This is a genomic window from Paenibacillus oleatilyticus, assembly GCF_018998565.1.
Taxonomy (GTDB): Bacteria; Bacillota; Bacilli; order Paenibacillales; family NBRC-103111; genus Paenibacillus_G; species Paenibacillus_G oleatilyticus.
The window spans coordinates 24,312-38,405 of record NZ_JAHNZO010000021.1; the positions used below are offsets into that span (position 1 = coordinate 24,312).

General features: G+C 55.6%; 17 protein-coding genes. 16 read left to right on the forward strand and 1 reads right to left on the reverse strand.

Annotated elements, in window-relative coordinates:
- The first annotated feature begins 94 nt into the window (after nt 1-94).
- Nucleotides 95-1,063, forward strand: a complete 969-nt coding sequence (rnz, locus tag KQX66_RS23860) for a ribonuclease Z (protein ID WP_216795299.1) — start codon at nt 95-97, stop codon at nt 1,061-1,063.
- A 104-nt stretch (nt 1,064-1,167) separates the two neighbouring features.
- Here the strand turns inward: rnz and tlp are convergent, their stop codons facing one another.
- The gene (tlp, locus tag KQX66_RS23865) at nt 1,168-1,389 is read right to left on the reverse strand and encodes a small acid-soluble spore protein Tlp (protein WP_216795300.1); all 222 of its coding nucleotides are present in this window, start codon (nt 1,387-1,389) and stop codon (nt 1,168-1,170) included.
- A gap of 158 nt (nt 1,390-1,547) precedes the next feature.
- Between tlp and KQX66_RS23870 the strand changes: the two genes are divergently transcribed.
- The 15 genes from KQX66_RS23870 (at nt 1,548) to KQX66_RS23935 (ending at nt 13,945) form a co-directional block, all read left to right on the forward strand.
- The gene (locus tag KQX66_RS23870; protein ID WP_216795301.1) at nt 1,548-1,919 is read left to right on the forward strand and encodes a CidA/LrgA family protein; all 372 of its coding nucleotides are present in this window, start codon (nt 1,548-1,550) and stop codon (nt 1,917-1,919) included.
- Nucleotides 1,906-2,598: an LrgB family protein gene (locus KQX66_RS23875; RefSeq protein WP_216795303.1), complete on the forward strand. Its 693-nt coding sequence runs from the start codon at nt 1,906-1,908 to the stop codon at nt 2,596-2,598. Before KQX66_RS23870 ends, KQX66_RS23875 begins: the two co-directional genes overlap by 14 nt.
- A 212-nt stretch (nt 2,599-2,810) precedes the next feature.
- Nucleotides 2,811-3,254 (forward strand): GNAT family N-acetyltransferase, encoded by a 444-nt coding sequence (locus KQX66_RS23880; RefSeq protein ID WP_253957391.1) that lies wholly within the window; start codon nt 2,811-2,813, stop codon nt 3,252-3,254.
- Nucleotides 3,255-3,332: 78 nt separating this feature from the next.
- The gene (locus KQX66_RS23885; RefSeq protein WP_253957392.1) at nt 3,333-3,746 is read left to right on the forward strand and encodes an LpxL/LpxP family acyltransferase; all 414 of its coding nucleotides are present in this window, start codon (nt 3,333-3,335) and stop codon (nt 3,744-3,746) included.
- Between the two features lie 24 nt (nt 3,747-3,770).
- Entirely contained in the window at nt 3,771-4,253 is a 483-nt protein-coding gene (locus tag KQX66_RS37510) for a metal-dependent hydrolase (RefSeq protein ID WP_253957393.1), read from the forward strand.
- Between the two features lie 75 nt (nt 4,254-4,328).
- The gene (locus KQX66_RS37515) at nt 4,329-4,736 is read left to right on the forward strand and encodes a hypothetical protein (RefSeq protein WP_253957394.1); all 408 of its coding nucleotides are present in this window, start codon (nt 4,329-4,331) and stop codon (nt 4,734-4,736) included.
- Between the two features lie 178 nt (nt 4,737-4,914).
- Nucleotides 4,915-5,130 (forward strand): hypothetical protein, encoded by a 216-nt coding sequence (locus KQX66_RS23895; RefSeq protein ID WP_216795304.1) that lies wholly within the window; start codon nt 4,915-4,917, stop codon nt 5,128-5,130.
- Nucleotides 5,131-5,462: 332 nt separating this feature from the next.
- Complete coding sequence (locus tag KQX66_RS23900) at nt 5,463-7,748, forward strand: DEAD/DEAH box helicase (protein ID WP_216795305.1); 2,286 nt, start codon at nt 5,463-5,465, stop codon at nt 7,746-7,748.
- Complete coding sequence (locus tag KQX66_RS23905; RefSeq protein ID WP_216795306.1) at nt 7,745-9,376, forward strand: ribonuclease H-like domain-containing protein; 1,632 nt, start codon at nt 7,745-7,747, stop codon at nt 9,374-9,376. The genes KQX66_RS23900 and KQX66_RS23905 overlap by 4 nt, the downstream gene beginning before the upstream one ends.
- Before the next feature lie 62 nt (nt 9,377-9,438).
- Nucleotides 9,439-10,248 carry an Fpg/Nei family DNA glycosylase gene (locus KQX66_RS23910; protein ID WP_216795307.1) on the forward strand — a complete coding sequence of 270 codons (810 nt, stop codon included), beginning with the start codon at nt 9,439-9,441 and terminating at the stop codon, nt 10,246-10,248.
- A 13-nt stretch (nt 10,249-10,261) separates the two neighbouring features.
- Complete coding sequence (locus KQX66_RS23915) at nt 10,262-11,110, forward strand: deoxyribonuclease IV (RefSeq protein ID WP_216795309.1); 849 nt, start codon at nt 10,262-10,264, stop codon at nt 11,108-11,110.
- Nucleotides 11,107-11,448, forward strand: coding sequence for a cyclic-phosphate processing receiver domain-containing protein (locus tag KQX66_RS23920; protein WP_216795311.1), 342 nt, complete (start codon nt 11,107-11,109; stop codon nt 11,446-11,448). Before KQX66_RS23915 ends, KQX66_RS23920 begins: the two co-directional genes overlap by 4 nt.
- A gap of 13 nt (nt 11,449-11,461) precedes the next feature.
- Nucleotides 11,462-12,235 (forward strand): ABC transporter ATP-binding protein, encoded by a 774-nt coding sequence (locus KQX66_RS23925; RefSeq protein ID WP_216795313.1) that lies wholly within the window; start codon nt 11,462-11,464, stop codon nt 12,233-12,235.
- Nucleotides 12,235-13,272, forward strand: coding sequence for an SAM-dependent methyltransferase (locus tag KQX66_RS23930; protein WP_216795314.1), 1,038 nt, complete (start codon nt 12,235-12,237; stop codon nt 13,270-13,272). The genes KQX66_RS23925 and KQX66_RS23930 overlap by 1 nt, the downstream gene beginning before the upstream one ends.
- Before the next feature lie 40 nt (nt 13,273-13,312).
- The gene (locus KQX66_RS23935) at nt 13,313-13,945 is read left to right on the forward strand and encodes a class I SAM-dependent methyltransferase (RefSeq protein WP_216795315.1); all 633 of its coding nucleotides are present in this window, start codon (nt 13,313-13,315) and stop codon (nt 13,943-13,945) included.
- The last annotated feature ends 149 nt before the right edge of the window (nt 13,946-14,094 follow it).

A 14,094-nucleotide genomic window follows, 5' to 3' on the forward strand; every position in this document is an offset into this window, starting at 1 on the left:
TGTTTAAGAAGAAAGAAAAAGCTTGCTTTCACTGAAGTACGAAGGTGTGTAAGCTTCTTACCAATCGGAACGATAGAAATGGGGTCGATGGAGCTTGGAGCTGTATTTTCTGGGGACAGGTGCCGGTATGCCTTCCAAAGAACGGAATGTCACCTCCGTCATGCTAAATCTGCTTGCGGAACGAAACGTCTATTGGATGTTCGACTGCGGGGAAGGAACGCAGCATCAAATATTACGGGCGCCGGTCAAAATCAGCAAGCTGGAAAAGCTGTTTATTACCCATCTGCACGGCGATCATATTTATGGCCTTCCGGGACTCATGTCGAGCCGTTCTTATCAAGGGGGGGATACGCCGTTTACAATTTACGGGCCGGTAGGCATCCGGGAGTTTGTAGAAACGGCGCTTCGGATCAGCGACTCCCATCTCGGCTACCAGACGAAAATCGTGGAGTTCGAAGAGAAGGCGGAGTTCGTGCTGTACGAGGATGAGCAGTTCGTCGTGAAGGCGGCCCCGCTTGTTCACCGGGTCGACAGCTACGGCTACCGGATCGAAGAAAAGCCGCAGAAGGGGAAGCTTGACGCGGCGAAGCTGAAGGAGCTCGGCATCGCTTCGGGGCCGCTGTACGGCAAAATCAAGAACGGCGAAGCCGTTACGCTGGAGGACGGCACGGTGCTTGAAGCCAGCCGGTTTATCGGCCCTCCGGTTCCCGGCCGGATCGTGACGATCCTTGGCGATACCCAGCCTTGCGAACATGCCGTCACGCTTGCCCGCCAGGCGGATGTGCTGGTGCATGAAGCGACCTTTGCGGAGGACCGCAAGGAGCTTGCGATGCAATACGATCATTCCACAGCGATGGATGCGGCTCGTACCGCTCAGGAAGCAGGGGCCGAAATGTTGGTTTTGACCCATATCAGTTCCCGGTATCAGGACGCAGAGGTCGAGTGGCTGCGGGAAGAAGCACGTACGGTTCATGATGAAACCTATCTTGCACACGATCATTTTCGTTTGGACATTCCAGTGCGAAAACCGTCGTCGGTTACCGGTGAAGCGGCTCCGCTGTAAGTGTGGTCCGTATCGCATCGCGCTATGACAAAAACCTCCGTTCCTTACGGGAAGTCTGCAAGGAACCGGAGGTTTTTGTATCATGCCCCGTTGCGGGCTGCAAATTATTGTTGATGTTCGGCTTCGTCCTTAATTTCCGAACGGAAGGCATTTAAACTTTCGCGGCGGCGTTCGTTTTTGGACTCGATTTGCTCCCGTTCCTGCGGACTGATTTCATCGGCGTGCTCGCTCAAGTAGCCTTCGGCTTCATTCATGTTTTCAATCGTGTGGTCGATGCTGTTTTGCAAATGCTCCACGTTGTCGGCACGGTTGTCCGGTTTTGCCATTATCCCATCGTACTCCTTTATTGTAAAAGTATGGCGCCAGGATAGCGCAACCATCTTTACGATGCCACTGTCCGTGCAGGAATATGCATGAAAGCATCATCTTTCGCATACTAGCGGAAGCAGGCTGATATTTTTGGGGAGAGGAGAGGCGGCTCCTGATGCGCGGTTTTGCCATCTTGCTCGGTTTTTATTTGCTGGGAACGATTCTGCAGCTCGGATTGCAGCTTCCGCTTCCGGCCAACGTCATCGGTTTGATTTTGTTTACGGCCAGTCTGTTTCTAAAATGGGTTAAGGTGGAATGGGTAGAGGAGGCCGGCAGCTTCCTAATCAAACATATGCTGCTGCTCTTTGCGCCGATTGTCGTTGGGACGATGGTGTTTTTTTCTTGGATCGGGGAGCAGGCAGTGACCATCCTGGTCAGCTTGTTTGCCAGCACATTCGGGGTGCTGCTTGTGACAGGCTGGACGACTAAGCTCCTTGGTGGCGGACGTGCACGGAAGGAGGGGGATCGTCGTCATGACGTTCCGTGAATGGACGGAGCAGCCGTTATTCGGCATCGCTTTGACGGTGCTGGCTTATGTGTTTGCGCTCGCTCTGCAGCAGCGCTGGAAAGCGCTTCATCCACTGCTGACGTGCTCGGCGCTTGTTATCGCCTTCCTGCTAGCCACGAACGTGCCTTACGAAGCGTACCGAAAAGGCGCAGATTATATTGTGTTCCTGCTCGGTCCCGCGACGGTAGCGCTCGGCATCCCGCTGTACAAAAACGCGCAGCGCATCCGCAATGCCTTGCTGCCGATCGCTGCGGGCATTACTGCAGGTTCAATCAGCGCGTTACTGCTGTCTGCCGGCCTTGTCTGGGGGCTCGGAGGCAGTCGCGAACTGCTTGTGACCATGATGCCCAAATCGGTCACTTCGCCGATTGCGCTTGAGATTTCCCGGCAAGCGGGAGGGATTCCCGAGCTGACCGCCGTGCTGACCGTTCTGACCGGCCTGATCGGAAGCATGTTCGGACCGGGGCTGCTGCGGCTGGCAGGCGTGCGCGACGACATCTCGATCGGCACCGCCATCGGCACCTCGTCGCACGGCATCGGCACGGCGCGGATCATCCGCGATTCGGAGCTGGCGGGAAGCGTCAGCGGCTTCGCGATGGGCGCTGCGGCGATTTTGACGTCGTTGCTGTTTATTCCGCTGTATTGGTATTTGCGGTGAGTTCCAAGTCGCATTATTGAAGAAAATATAGTTTCTTTCCATAATGGAGCCGTTCTGCCGAACGGTTCTTTTTTATGCCGGACAGCCGGACAAGCCGGGCGAAGCCTTACAAAAGCTTTACACCGCGAAAACGCTATCCTAATAATCGTCTGCTACCCTAAAGCTGTATCTTTCATCCCATCAACCTTTACTTGGAGAAAGGCGTGTTGACGATGATCCGACAAGCAGCAAGTCAAGTCGCAAGCGAGCCGTCCATCTTAACCGTAAAGCTGGCAGAAACCGACTTTGAAGTGGAGCAGGCACTGCGTCTGAGGTATCAGGTTTTTGTGGAAGAAGAGAAGAACATGAGGATGCGAACCGAGAATGGTTTGGAGCGGGATATTTACGATGCTTATTGCGACCATCTGATTGTCAAAGATGTAATCACGGGAGAGGTTGTTGGCACGTACCGGCTGCTGCCGGGAGAGCGGGCGACTACGGGCATCGGATTTTACTCGGAAACCGAATTCGACCTGCACGCGTTCGATTCGCTGAAGCGCCATACACTGGAGCTCGGGAGAAGCTGCATCGCACCGGCCTACCGCGGTAGCAGAGCGATTCAAATGCTGTGGGAGGGCATTGCTGCTGGTATTTATGCCAGATATATTCGTGTCTAACTGTTGCTACCGGCGGGAGTCCGGAGCTGCGGCCGCTGTATTTGAAGTTTCGGGATATGGGCTGTCCGGGTCTCGATTATGATAACATGCCGCCGCTGGAGCTGCTTCGTAAGCTGCGGAAGCATTTACAGGCGGGGGGCGTCGTCTTTTTGCTGGGGGACTTCTGGCGCCCGACGTTTCCGCCCGCCCGAAGGCGCTTCGACGCTGTCAATCGAGCAGCGGGTGCCCATTATTCCATTCAGTGGATGGCGCGAGCGCGCATGGGTACACCGGATGCGGTTCGAAGCTCCGCTATATTTGTCATCTTCGTTCACGAGGGCGACGCGGACAGAAGCGACGAATGTGTTGAACCGCTTCATGGAACGGGTCATTCGGGAACGGCCAGAACAGTGGTTCTATTGGTTTAATGCAGAGGAGCGTTGGGAAACAGAGCAAGGTGACGGGGCTGGGGCTCATACAGAGCAAGAGCGGGGGAAGACGCATACGGCGTGAAAAGCGAAGGAGGCGTATAGCTGCATGGATACCGGAAGTCATCTGTTGTTTGGCGCTACATTGGCCGGTCTGGCTATGCTTCAACCTGAAGTGGCTCAAAATCCGGTGCTGCTGCACGCGGTGCTGGCGGCCACGTTGATCGGCTCGCATGCGCCGGATTTTGATACGGTTGCCCGGGTTCGGGGCTATGCCGCTTATATCCGGGTGCATCGGGGAATTACGCATTCGCTTCCGGCTATGCTTTTATGGCCGCTGGTGCTGTCCGTTCCGATCGCTTGGGGATTCGGGGTATGGGAGCATGAGCCGCTTGTTTTCGCCTGGACGATGGCGGCGGTCGTTTTCCACGTAGTTCTGGATTGGCTCAATGCATACGGCGTTCAGTGCTTTCGTCCGTTTTCCCAGCGCTGGCATCACCTAGATGCGCTCCCATTGTTCGAACCGGTGCTGTTTGTGACGCACGCGGCCGGTTTGATTGCATGGCTGTCCATAGGGCTTAATCCGGGGTAGATGTTTTTGTGGATTTATTCGTTCACGTTTGTATATATCGGAGGACGGCTGGTTCATCACCGGAGCGTAGTCCGTTTGGTAAGAATACAGCTTGGGCTGGAAGGGATATGTCACGTTGTCCCGAGTCTGCACTGGTTTCGCTGGCAGTTTGTGCTTGAGAGCAGCGATGCTTTTTATACGGGAAACGTTTATAGCAAGGAGCTGACGGTCAAAGATATTTATGCCAAACATACCGAAGGCGGCATGGCCGTAGAGGTGACGCGAGCGGTTGATGGCGTGCGGACGTTTTTGCATTTTGCGCAGCGCGTGCATGTCACTTGTACCGAGAGGCAGGACGGCTATGAGGTCCGATGGCGGGATATGCGGTTTTGGCACAATCACAAGTTGCCCTTCGGAGTGGACGTCACGCTCGACCGGGATCTTAAGGTCGTCAGTCAAACACTCGGCTGGAGGAAAAAAGCGTGGGACCCGCCGTATGTGTAAAAACAGCCGGGAATTGTCGGAATTTGACGAAAATCGGTCAGGCCTCAGGTCATCAAAGCTGCGAAGTGCTGTATGCCCATGCCATAATTGGCAAATGCGGTTTTTCCCGAGGTATGAATAAAAAACGATCGGGTTAGAATAGTTCCAGTATACAACCAAGCATGGGGAGGTTGACGGAATGGATTTTACAAGCCAGGATATCGCCGTGATCGAGCAGGCGCTGCAGCTTGCCATTCGGTCGCAATCAAGCGGCGCCAAGGCCCAGCCGTTTCAGGAAGTGCTGGGAAAGCTCCAGGTGAGCGCAAACGCGGCCATGAACTCAGCTTCGATTCATAAGGTGTCTATGTATGACGGCATAAGGTTCGACTACGACGATTCCTCCGATGTGCTCTAAGTTAATCCATGCGTTTAGAGCGATCGGGACCCCGCCAGTCCGATGAGCGGCAGGCCAAGGCTTTTCTGCTCGACTGCCGCTTGCCGGTTTCTCATGTGACTATCCCCCCATCCCTTTTTCTTCAAAAATCGAACTGCCCCCATTTACAGACGACTCTCAACGAAAAAACTTTCCCGGGAAAGCGCAGGATACGACATGCTTTCTTCAAGTTTCAACCACTTCGACGTGTCATTCCGATCCAGTTCGACCGGCTCCGCTAAGAAAAGAGATTGTCACACGAACATGCATTCGATATAATGAAAGGAACGTTACCGTCAAAAGGAGCTGCATTTATGAACCGTTTGACTGGCAAGGTTTCTTCCATCGAAGAAATGATCGATTTGATCCGTTCGTCGTCCGAGCTAATGTCTCAGGTGACTTACTGGCATACGATTCCGCCGCGGGAAGGGCGGTACGAGTCATTCCCGGAAGGCTTGCACTCCGGGCTGCGGGAAGCATTGCTCGCCCGGGGCATCGGACAATTATATACGCATCAAGCCCAATCGTTCCGCGAAGTAAGCGCGGGGCGGCACGTCGTGACCGTGACCCCGACCGCCTCGGGCAAAACGCTGTGCTATAACCTGCCGGTGCTGGAGGGCATATTGAAAGACGAGAGCGCGCGTGCGCTTTATTTGTTTCCGACCAAAGCGCTCGCACAAGACCAGGTGGCCGAGCTTCAAGAGCTGGCGAATATCATGGGCGCCGATATCAAAACCCATACGTACGACGGGGATACGCCGCCGACCGTACGCCAAGCGATTCGCAATGCCGGGCACATCGTCGTGACGAACCCGGATATGCTGCACTCCGCGATTTTGCCGCATCATACGAAGTGGGTGAAGCTGTTTGAAAACATAAAGTTCATTGTCATTGACGAGGTTCACTCTTACCGCGGCGTGTTCGGCAGCCATGTGGCGAACGTAATCCGGCGGCTTAAGCGGATTTGCCGGTTTTACGGCTCGAATCCGCAGTTTATTTGCGCTTCGGCGACGATCGACAATCCGAGGGAGCACACGGAGCGGCTGATCGGGGAAAGCGTATCCCTTGTCAATGACAACGGCGCGCCTGCGGGAGAAAAACATTTTGTCTTCTACAATCCTCCCGTCGTCAACCAACAGCTTGGTATCCGCAAAAGCAGCGTGCTGGAGACGAGGAAAATCGCTGCGATGCTGCTGCGCCAGGGCATTCAAACGATCGTTTTTGCACGGAGCCGTGTGCGGGTCGAAATTTTGCTTACGTATTTGCAGGAGCTGGTCGCCCACGAGTTGGGCACGAAATCGATCCGCGGTTACCGCGGAGGGTATCTGCCCAAGCTGCGGCGCGAAATCGAGCGGGGGCTGCGCAGCGGAGACATCCGCGGCGTCGTCAGCACAAACGCGCTGGAGCTCGGGATCGACATCGGACAGCTGCAGGCGTGCGTGCTGAACGGCTACCCCGGCACGATCGCAAGCACGTGGCAGCAGTCGGGCCGCGCCGGGAGGCGTCAGGAAAGCTCCGTCACGTTCCTCGTCGCGAGCAGCAATCCGCTGGATCAATACATGATCCAGAACCCCAGATTTTTTTTCGAGCGTCCGCCGGAGCGGGCGTTAATCGAGCCGGACAACCTCATTATCTTAGTCGATCATGTCAAATGCGCCGCCTACGAGCTGCCGTTTGAAGAGAACGAACAATTCGGCGGCGAGTCGCTGCATGATATATTGGAGTTTTTGACGGAGGAACGAATATTGCATCGGGTCAAAAACAGGTGGCACTGGATGGAGCAGTCGTTTCCCGCGCACGACATCAGTTTGCGATCGGCCGCGCAGGAAAATTTCATCATCATCGATATGACGAACGGCGCCCGGGTCATCGGCGAGGTGGACCGGTTCAGCGCCCCGACCCTGATTCACGAGGAAGCGATCTACATCCACGAGGGCGTACAGTATCAAGTGGAGAAGCTCGATTATGAGGAGAAGAAGGCTTACATACGCGAGGTCGACGTCGATTATTTCACGGACGCGAGTTTGGCCGTCCAATTGAAGGTTCTGCACGTGCACCGGGAGGCAATTGACCGGGGGCTCAAGCGGCAGTTCGGCGAAGTGACCGTGAACGCGAAGGCGACGATTTTCAAAAAAATCAAGCTGCGGACGCATGAGAATATCGGATCAGGACCGATTCATCTGCCGGAGGAGGAGCTGCACACGAGCTCTTATTGGTTCACGTTCGACGACGAGATTGCCGCAGGCATGACAGTGAACGATATGCAGTTTGCGCTGCTGGGGCTGGCGAACGTGCTTGTGCACATCGCGCCGCTTTACTTGATGTGCGATCCGCATGATATCCGCGTCGTTCCGCAGGTGAAAGCGGTGCATAACAAGCAGCCTACGATCTTTTTCTACGACCGATACCCTGGCGGCGTAGGGCTTAGCGAGCGGCTGTACGAAGTGCATGGGGAGCTGCTGGCCGAAGCGCAGCGCCTGATTTCGTCGTGCGGCTGCTTAAGCGGCTGCCCGGCCTGTGTCGGACCGATTGAAGAGGTCGGGCTGACCGGGAAGCAGCTGTCGCTTGGGCTGCTGAAGCAGTTGGAGGCCTCGCGATGAGCTCGCTTAAGGAAAGACTGCTGCGGCACAAAAAGTCGATAGCGGGCACGCAGGAACGCGAGGAAGAAGTCAAAATTCTCGTGGGAGAGGAGCCACCCGGGTCGGCCGAAGAGGACCGGGCGGCTCACGGCGAGAGTAATACGGAGTCCGCGGCGGAGCTTGACGAATGGTCGGTTGTAGGCGCGGCCATGGAGCAAACGGAGTGGGGCGATTTCGTTATCCGCCGCCGCACGTATGAATCGGGGTTTCGTCACGGGATGTATGAGCTTGGCCGTTTATCCTCCTGCGCCGAGGAGCTGTTCGCGTTGCTGGAGCCGGCGGCAGGCAGTGCTGTGTCGAACCGATCGGCTGCTCCGTTCCATGAACGGCTGCTTTTTCTGGATACCGAGACGACAGGGCTGGGGCATGGGGCAGGCAACGTGCCGTTCATGGTCGGAGTCGGATTTTACCAAGGCAATCAATATCATATCGAGCAGATGCTAATCCGGCATCCCGGCGAAGAGTCGGCGATGCTGGCCTATCTCGAGCAAAAGCTTGCTGCGCATCCGGTGTTAATTTCTTATAACGGCAAATCGTTCGATTGGCCGATTGTCAAAAACCGCTATATCATGAACCGGATGGAGCTGGCCGCCGAGCCCGTGGGGCACATCGATTTTTTGCATCCGTCTCGCAGCTTATGGAAGCACACGCTGCCCTCCTGCCGACTAGGCAAAGTAGAGGAGGAACGGCTTGGCGTCCAGCGCGAAGAAGACGTGCCAGGCTCGCTTGCGCCGACGCTCTATTTTCAATATTTGGCCCAGCGCGACCCTTCTGTTTTGGAAGGTGTGTTCGTGCATAATGAGCTGGACGTGCTGTCGCTGGCGGGCTTGGCCGTTCTTTTTGGCTGCTTGCTGAACGGTTCCTATGATTGGTCCCACGCGAGGTTGTTCGGTTTAGAGGAGTGCTTTCGGCTCGGCCTGTGGCTCGATAAAATCGGTCGAAGCGGCATGGCTGACACGGTAATGAACGCGCTGACCGAAGAGCTTCTTGTTGCGGACGAGCTTGCTTCCGAAGAACCTTGCCTGCTGCCGCTTGCGCAATTTTGCAAGCGACGGGGACGCTATACGCAAGCCTGCTCGCTTTGGAGCCGGTATATCGCCCTGAAGGGCGGCCGTGCGACAGCTTCGCTGGAGCCGTATATCGAGCTGTCCATGTACTATGAACATAAGGAAAAACAGTGGGAGCGCGCTCTAGCCTATGCTCAGGAAGCGCTTGACCATCTCTGGCGGCGAGATGCCTTGAAGCGGAGCGGAGAGCGCAAATCGTCCGCACTTAGCGGCAACCGTGCGAAGGGAAAAGAGGAGCGGGAGGAGGATGCCGAAGTCGTCAGCCTGCGCAAGCGAATCGAACGGCTGCGGCGGAAAGCGACGCGTGTTACTGATGCTATTGAGCACGAAATGTCCGATTCGCTACTGCTGACTAAGTCAAGCGCCCGGACACGGACAAAGCTATCCAGCGGGTCAGCCGGCCAAGCTCGGGCATCAGCTCCGGTGCAGGGGGCAGCGTCTGCCGTATCCCGCGTTCCTCAATCAACAAGAAAAAGAAAATCCGACCTGTCTGCGGCGGAGCAGCTTTCTATGCCGCTGTAAGTATAATTTCGCTTCGGGGTGGAAATACATGGTAAGATCATGATCCGAAAGGAGCAATGACGATGCCTGAGCTGCCCGAAATGGAAAATTACCGAAAGCTGCTAAGCGAGCGAATCATAGGCCGGACTGTGACGGATACCGAAGTAACCAGAGAAAAATCGATTAACGTGACGCCTGAGCGATGGACGCAGGAGCTGATCGGTCAGGCCGTTTCCCGCATTGACAGGAGAGCGAAGCATCTGCTGTTTTGCTTAACGACAGGCAACGTACTGGTGCTTCATTTAATGCTCGGAGGCATGATGTTTTACGGCAAGACAGAGGAAAAGCCGGACCGGTCCGTTCAAGTGCGGATCGGCTTTGGAGATCGTCATTTGTTTTTTATCGGGCTGCGGCTCGGTTATTTGCATCTCCATGATCCGGGGGAAGTTGATGAGCTGATGAACAAGCTCGGTCCCGAACCGTTCGATCCGGGGCTTACACCTGACCGTTTCGCCGAACGTCTGTGCGCCAAAGCGGGTACGCTTAAAAGCAACCTTGTCGATCAAAGCGTCTTTGCGGGAATCGGCAACTGTTATAGCGATGAAATCTGCTATCATGCGGGTCTCCTGCCGTCCCGGCGTCCGAGCGGGCTGTCTGATGAAGAGGTTCACCGGTTATACCGCTCCATGCGGGAAGTGCTGACGGAAGCGACGCAGGGCGGCGGGTACATGGAAATGCCGCTATTCGTCGGCGATGCGCTTACGGGCGGCTTCGACAGCCGCTGCCGGGTTTACGACCGCGAAGGAGAACCGTGCTTGCGCTGCGGTAGCCCGATTGCCAGACGCGACGTTTCGTCCAAGAAATCGTTTTGCTGTCCTGTCTGTCAGGGGTGAGGGGGCGTTGACCATGCGTTTCGGCTGTCATATCAGTATTCGGGGCGGTTATGCGGAAGCGGCAAAGACGGCGGTAAAGCTTGGAGCCCAGTCGTTTCAATATTTCCCCAAAAATCCGCGAAGCCTGACCGTAAAGTCGTTCAACCGCCAGGACGCCGAGCAGTGCGCCCGGTTTTGCCGCGAGCACGGCCTGCTCAGCATCGCTCACACTCCTTATCCGACGAATCTTGCTGTAGGTCCGGGCGAGCTGCGCCAGGCGACGATCGCCTCGCTTCGCAACGATCTTGAGATTGCTGACGCGTGCGGTTCGGTCGGTGTCGTGGTCCATTTTGGCAAATATAAAGGGGAAGACCCGTTACAAGGCTATAAAAATATTATACAATGTATGAATGAAGCGCTTGCCGGCTATACGGGCCGTTCGCTGCTGCTGATCGAGAATCAGGCGGGCGAAGGGACCTCCATGGGGACGACGCTTGAGGAGCTCGTGCAAGTGCGGAATCTTTGCGCTTTTCCGGGACTTGTCGGCTTTTGCCTCGACACGTGTCATGCTTTTGCCTCGGGCTTGTGGCCCTCCTCCAAAGACGGATGGCCGGAGCTGGAGCGGCATGCGGCGGCGACCGGTTATTTGCAGCACCTCCGGGCGATTCATCTGAACGATTCCGTGTATCCGCGAGGCGCGCATAAAGATCGGCATGCCATGATCGGCCGGGGCGAAATCGGGGAAGCCAGGTTCGCTTCGCTGCTGCGCTCGACTGTGCTCAAGTCGATGCCCGACCTTCCGGCGGTGCTGGAAACGCCTGTCCTGCGAGGGAGCACGCACGCTTCGGAAATTCGATACGTCAAGGAGCTGAGCGAAGGGTGATTCACGTTTATTTGGACGATTATCGCGCTTGTCCCAAAGGCTTCGTACCTGCCCGTACCGCGGACGAATGCTTGCTGCTGCTGCAGGAGTGCGAAGTGGACGTGCTTTCGCTCGACTACGACTTGGGCTGGGGACAGCCCAACGGACTGGAGTTGGTCCGGGCGATGGCAAGCGCCGGTTTATTTCCGCAGCGCATTTATTTGCATACGTCGAGCGATGCGGGCCGTCAGCAGATGTTTCAATTGCTGTACGCGAGCAAGCCGGAGCACGTCCGGCTGACGAACGGTCCGATGCCTCCCGCGCTGCTTATGGAAATTTCTGAAACTGTAAAAGAATAGGTTGTGGTTCAACATGACGATGGTCTTATCCTTGCAAGATATTCATTTTATTCGCGAAGACCGGCATATTTTGTCCGGGGTCCATATCGATATTCGTCAAGGGGAGCATTGGGTCGTGCTCGGCCGGAACGGTTCGGGCAAAACGACGGTTCTGGAGCTGATGAACGGCTACGAGTTCCCGACCCGGGGCAAAGTGCAAGTGCTCGGCAATACATACGGACAATGCGACGTCCGCGAAGTCCGCAAGCAGATCGGTTATATCAGCCAATCGCTGTATGAGAAATTAAATGCCGGGGACCCGGTGTGGGAAGTGATTGCCACGGGCGAATTCGGTTACTTGCGTTTTTATGAAGAAATTCCGCAGTCCGTCCGCGAGAAGGCGATCGCCATGCTGGACAAGGTGAAGCTTGCCCATTTGGCCAATCAGCCTCTTGGTACGCTGTCGCAAGGCGAGCGGAAGAAAGTGATGCTGGCGCGTGCTCTGATGACAAATCCGTCTATTCTCATTATGGATGAGCCATGTTCGGGCCTCGACTTATATGAGCGCGAGCGGCTGCTGGAAAATATCAACGTGCTCGGCGGCCAGCAAATGACGGTCATTTATGTCACGCATCACATCGAAGAGATCGTTCCGCTTTTCACGCACGTGGTGCTGATCGAGCAGGGGCGAATTATTGCTTCCGGCGCGAAGCGGGACGTGTTGACCGAGGAAAATCTGGCAAAGGCGTATCAAGTGCCGATTCGGATCGAATGGTCCGGAGACCGGCCTTGGATTAAGGTGCTGTGATGAACGACTCGACATTTATCGGCACGTCCAACCGGGGATTTGCCCAGCAGGCGCAAGAAGAGCTCCGGCGTCTGTTGGATCAGTCTGTTAAATTCGAATGGCTGGTTCCGGGCGAAGTGTTTGTCTTTACATCCGAATTTGAGCGCAGCGATACGATTGGCCGCATCCTGGCACAGGAGCCCGTATTTCTGAGGCATATGCAGCCGGTCGATCTGGCGCAATCGTGGGACGGTACTTTCGATCATGCGATTCACCATATTCATGAGATGCTGGTCGATGCAGGAGCATCGCTGAAGCAGATGAACGTAGCGGTACAAGCCAGAAAAGCGGAAGGGGAAGCCTTAGCGAACTTATCCTTGCCGACTGTGCGCTCTTCCGTTGAAGAGATGCTGGCAACAGTTTTCGAGGCAACTCCGGTATCGCGCGATGCGGACCTGATCCTTTCTCTGTATTTTACGGAAACTAAGCTGTATTTCGGCTTGTCCCGCCCGCAGGACAATTTGTCCGATTGGTCCGGCGGAGCCATCCGTTTCCGCAAGGAGGAGGGACAAGTGTCGCGAGCCAAGTTCAAGCTGTTGGAGGCAGAGCAGGCCTTCGGCTTGGATTTGTCCCAGTACCGGTCGGCTCTCGATATCGGCGCGGCGCCGGGAGGATGGACGTCGCTGCTGCTGGAGCGCGGACTACGGGTAACTGCGGTTGACCCGGCCAAGCTGGATGCGACGTTGCTGCGTCATCCGCAGCTTACGTATTTTCAGAAAAAGGCGGATGAGGTTTCGTTTGCGGCAAATGCATTCGACCTGCTCGTTTGCGACATGAGCTGGAGCCACCGGCAAATGGCCAAGCTTGTCCGGGGGCTGTTAGGCGCACTGCAGCCGGGCGGAACGGCTGTTATCACGGTGAAGCTGATGCACAAGAAGGCGTTTCAAACGATTCGCGAAGTGGTGAGCGATCTGGCTCCGGAGCTGGAGCTTCAGCAAGCGAAGCAGCTTTTTCACAACCGCGAGGAGCTGACGCTGTTTTTGATGAAGCAAGTGTGACCGGCTTTTCTGGCAATGCGAGCCGAAAGGAGTGTTGCGAATGTCCGATGCGATTTTTTGGAACGAGTTGTTTTCCAAGCTCAGACCGGAGCAGGTCAAGTACGATATGTGGCTTGAGCCGTTCATCGGAGGCCTTGATTCGTCCGGGACCGGTCCCATATTGGATCTCGGTTGCGGCGCCGGGAACGATACGCTGTATTTAACGGAAAAAGGTTACTCCGTCATCGCTTGCGACCGTTCGGATGAAGCGCTGGCGCTGGTACAAGAGCTTGTGCCACAGGTTAAAACGGAGCGGCTTGATTTGCTTCAGCCGCTGCCGTTCCCGGACGGTTCGGCGCGGGCTGTGGTGGCCGATTTAAGTCTCCATTACTTCTCATGGAGCGATACGAAGCGAATCGTCGCAGACATTTCCCGGGTGCTTCGGCCGGGCGGGCAGCTTTGGTGCCGGGTCAATTCGACGAGGGACTTCGAATACGGCGCAGGACAAGGAATGCCGATCGAGCCGAATTATTACGAGCTGGACGGGAAGCGCAAGCGTTTTTTCGATAGTCCGCAGTTGGAACAACTGTTTCAGGAATGGCATGTCTCGTTTTTACAGGAGCAAACTATGGACCGCTATGACAAGCCGAAGGTCGTCTGGGTATTGGCGGCAACTAGGCCAGAATTTTGTTAGACGGCCATACAACGGCGCGATGCGGAAGTTTAGTTAGATGGCAGGCGGAAATTTAATTTTTGCCCCGGACTCTTGCGCTTCCCATTTTTTATGCTATAATACGGTTAATTGCATATTTACAAAAGCGGAAGCACCGCTGACTTAGGAAT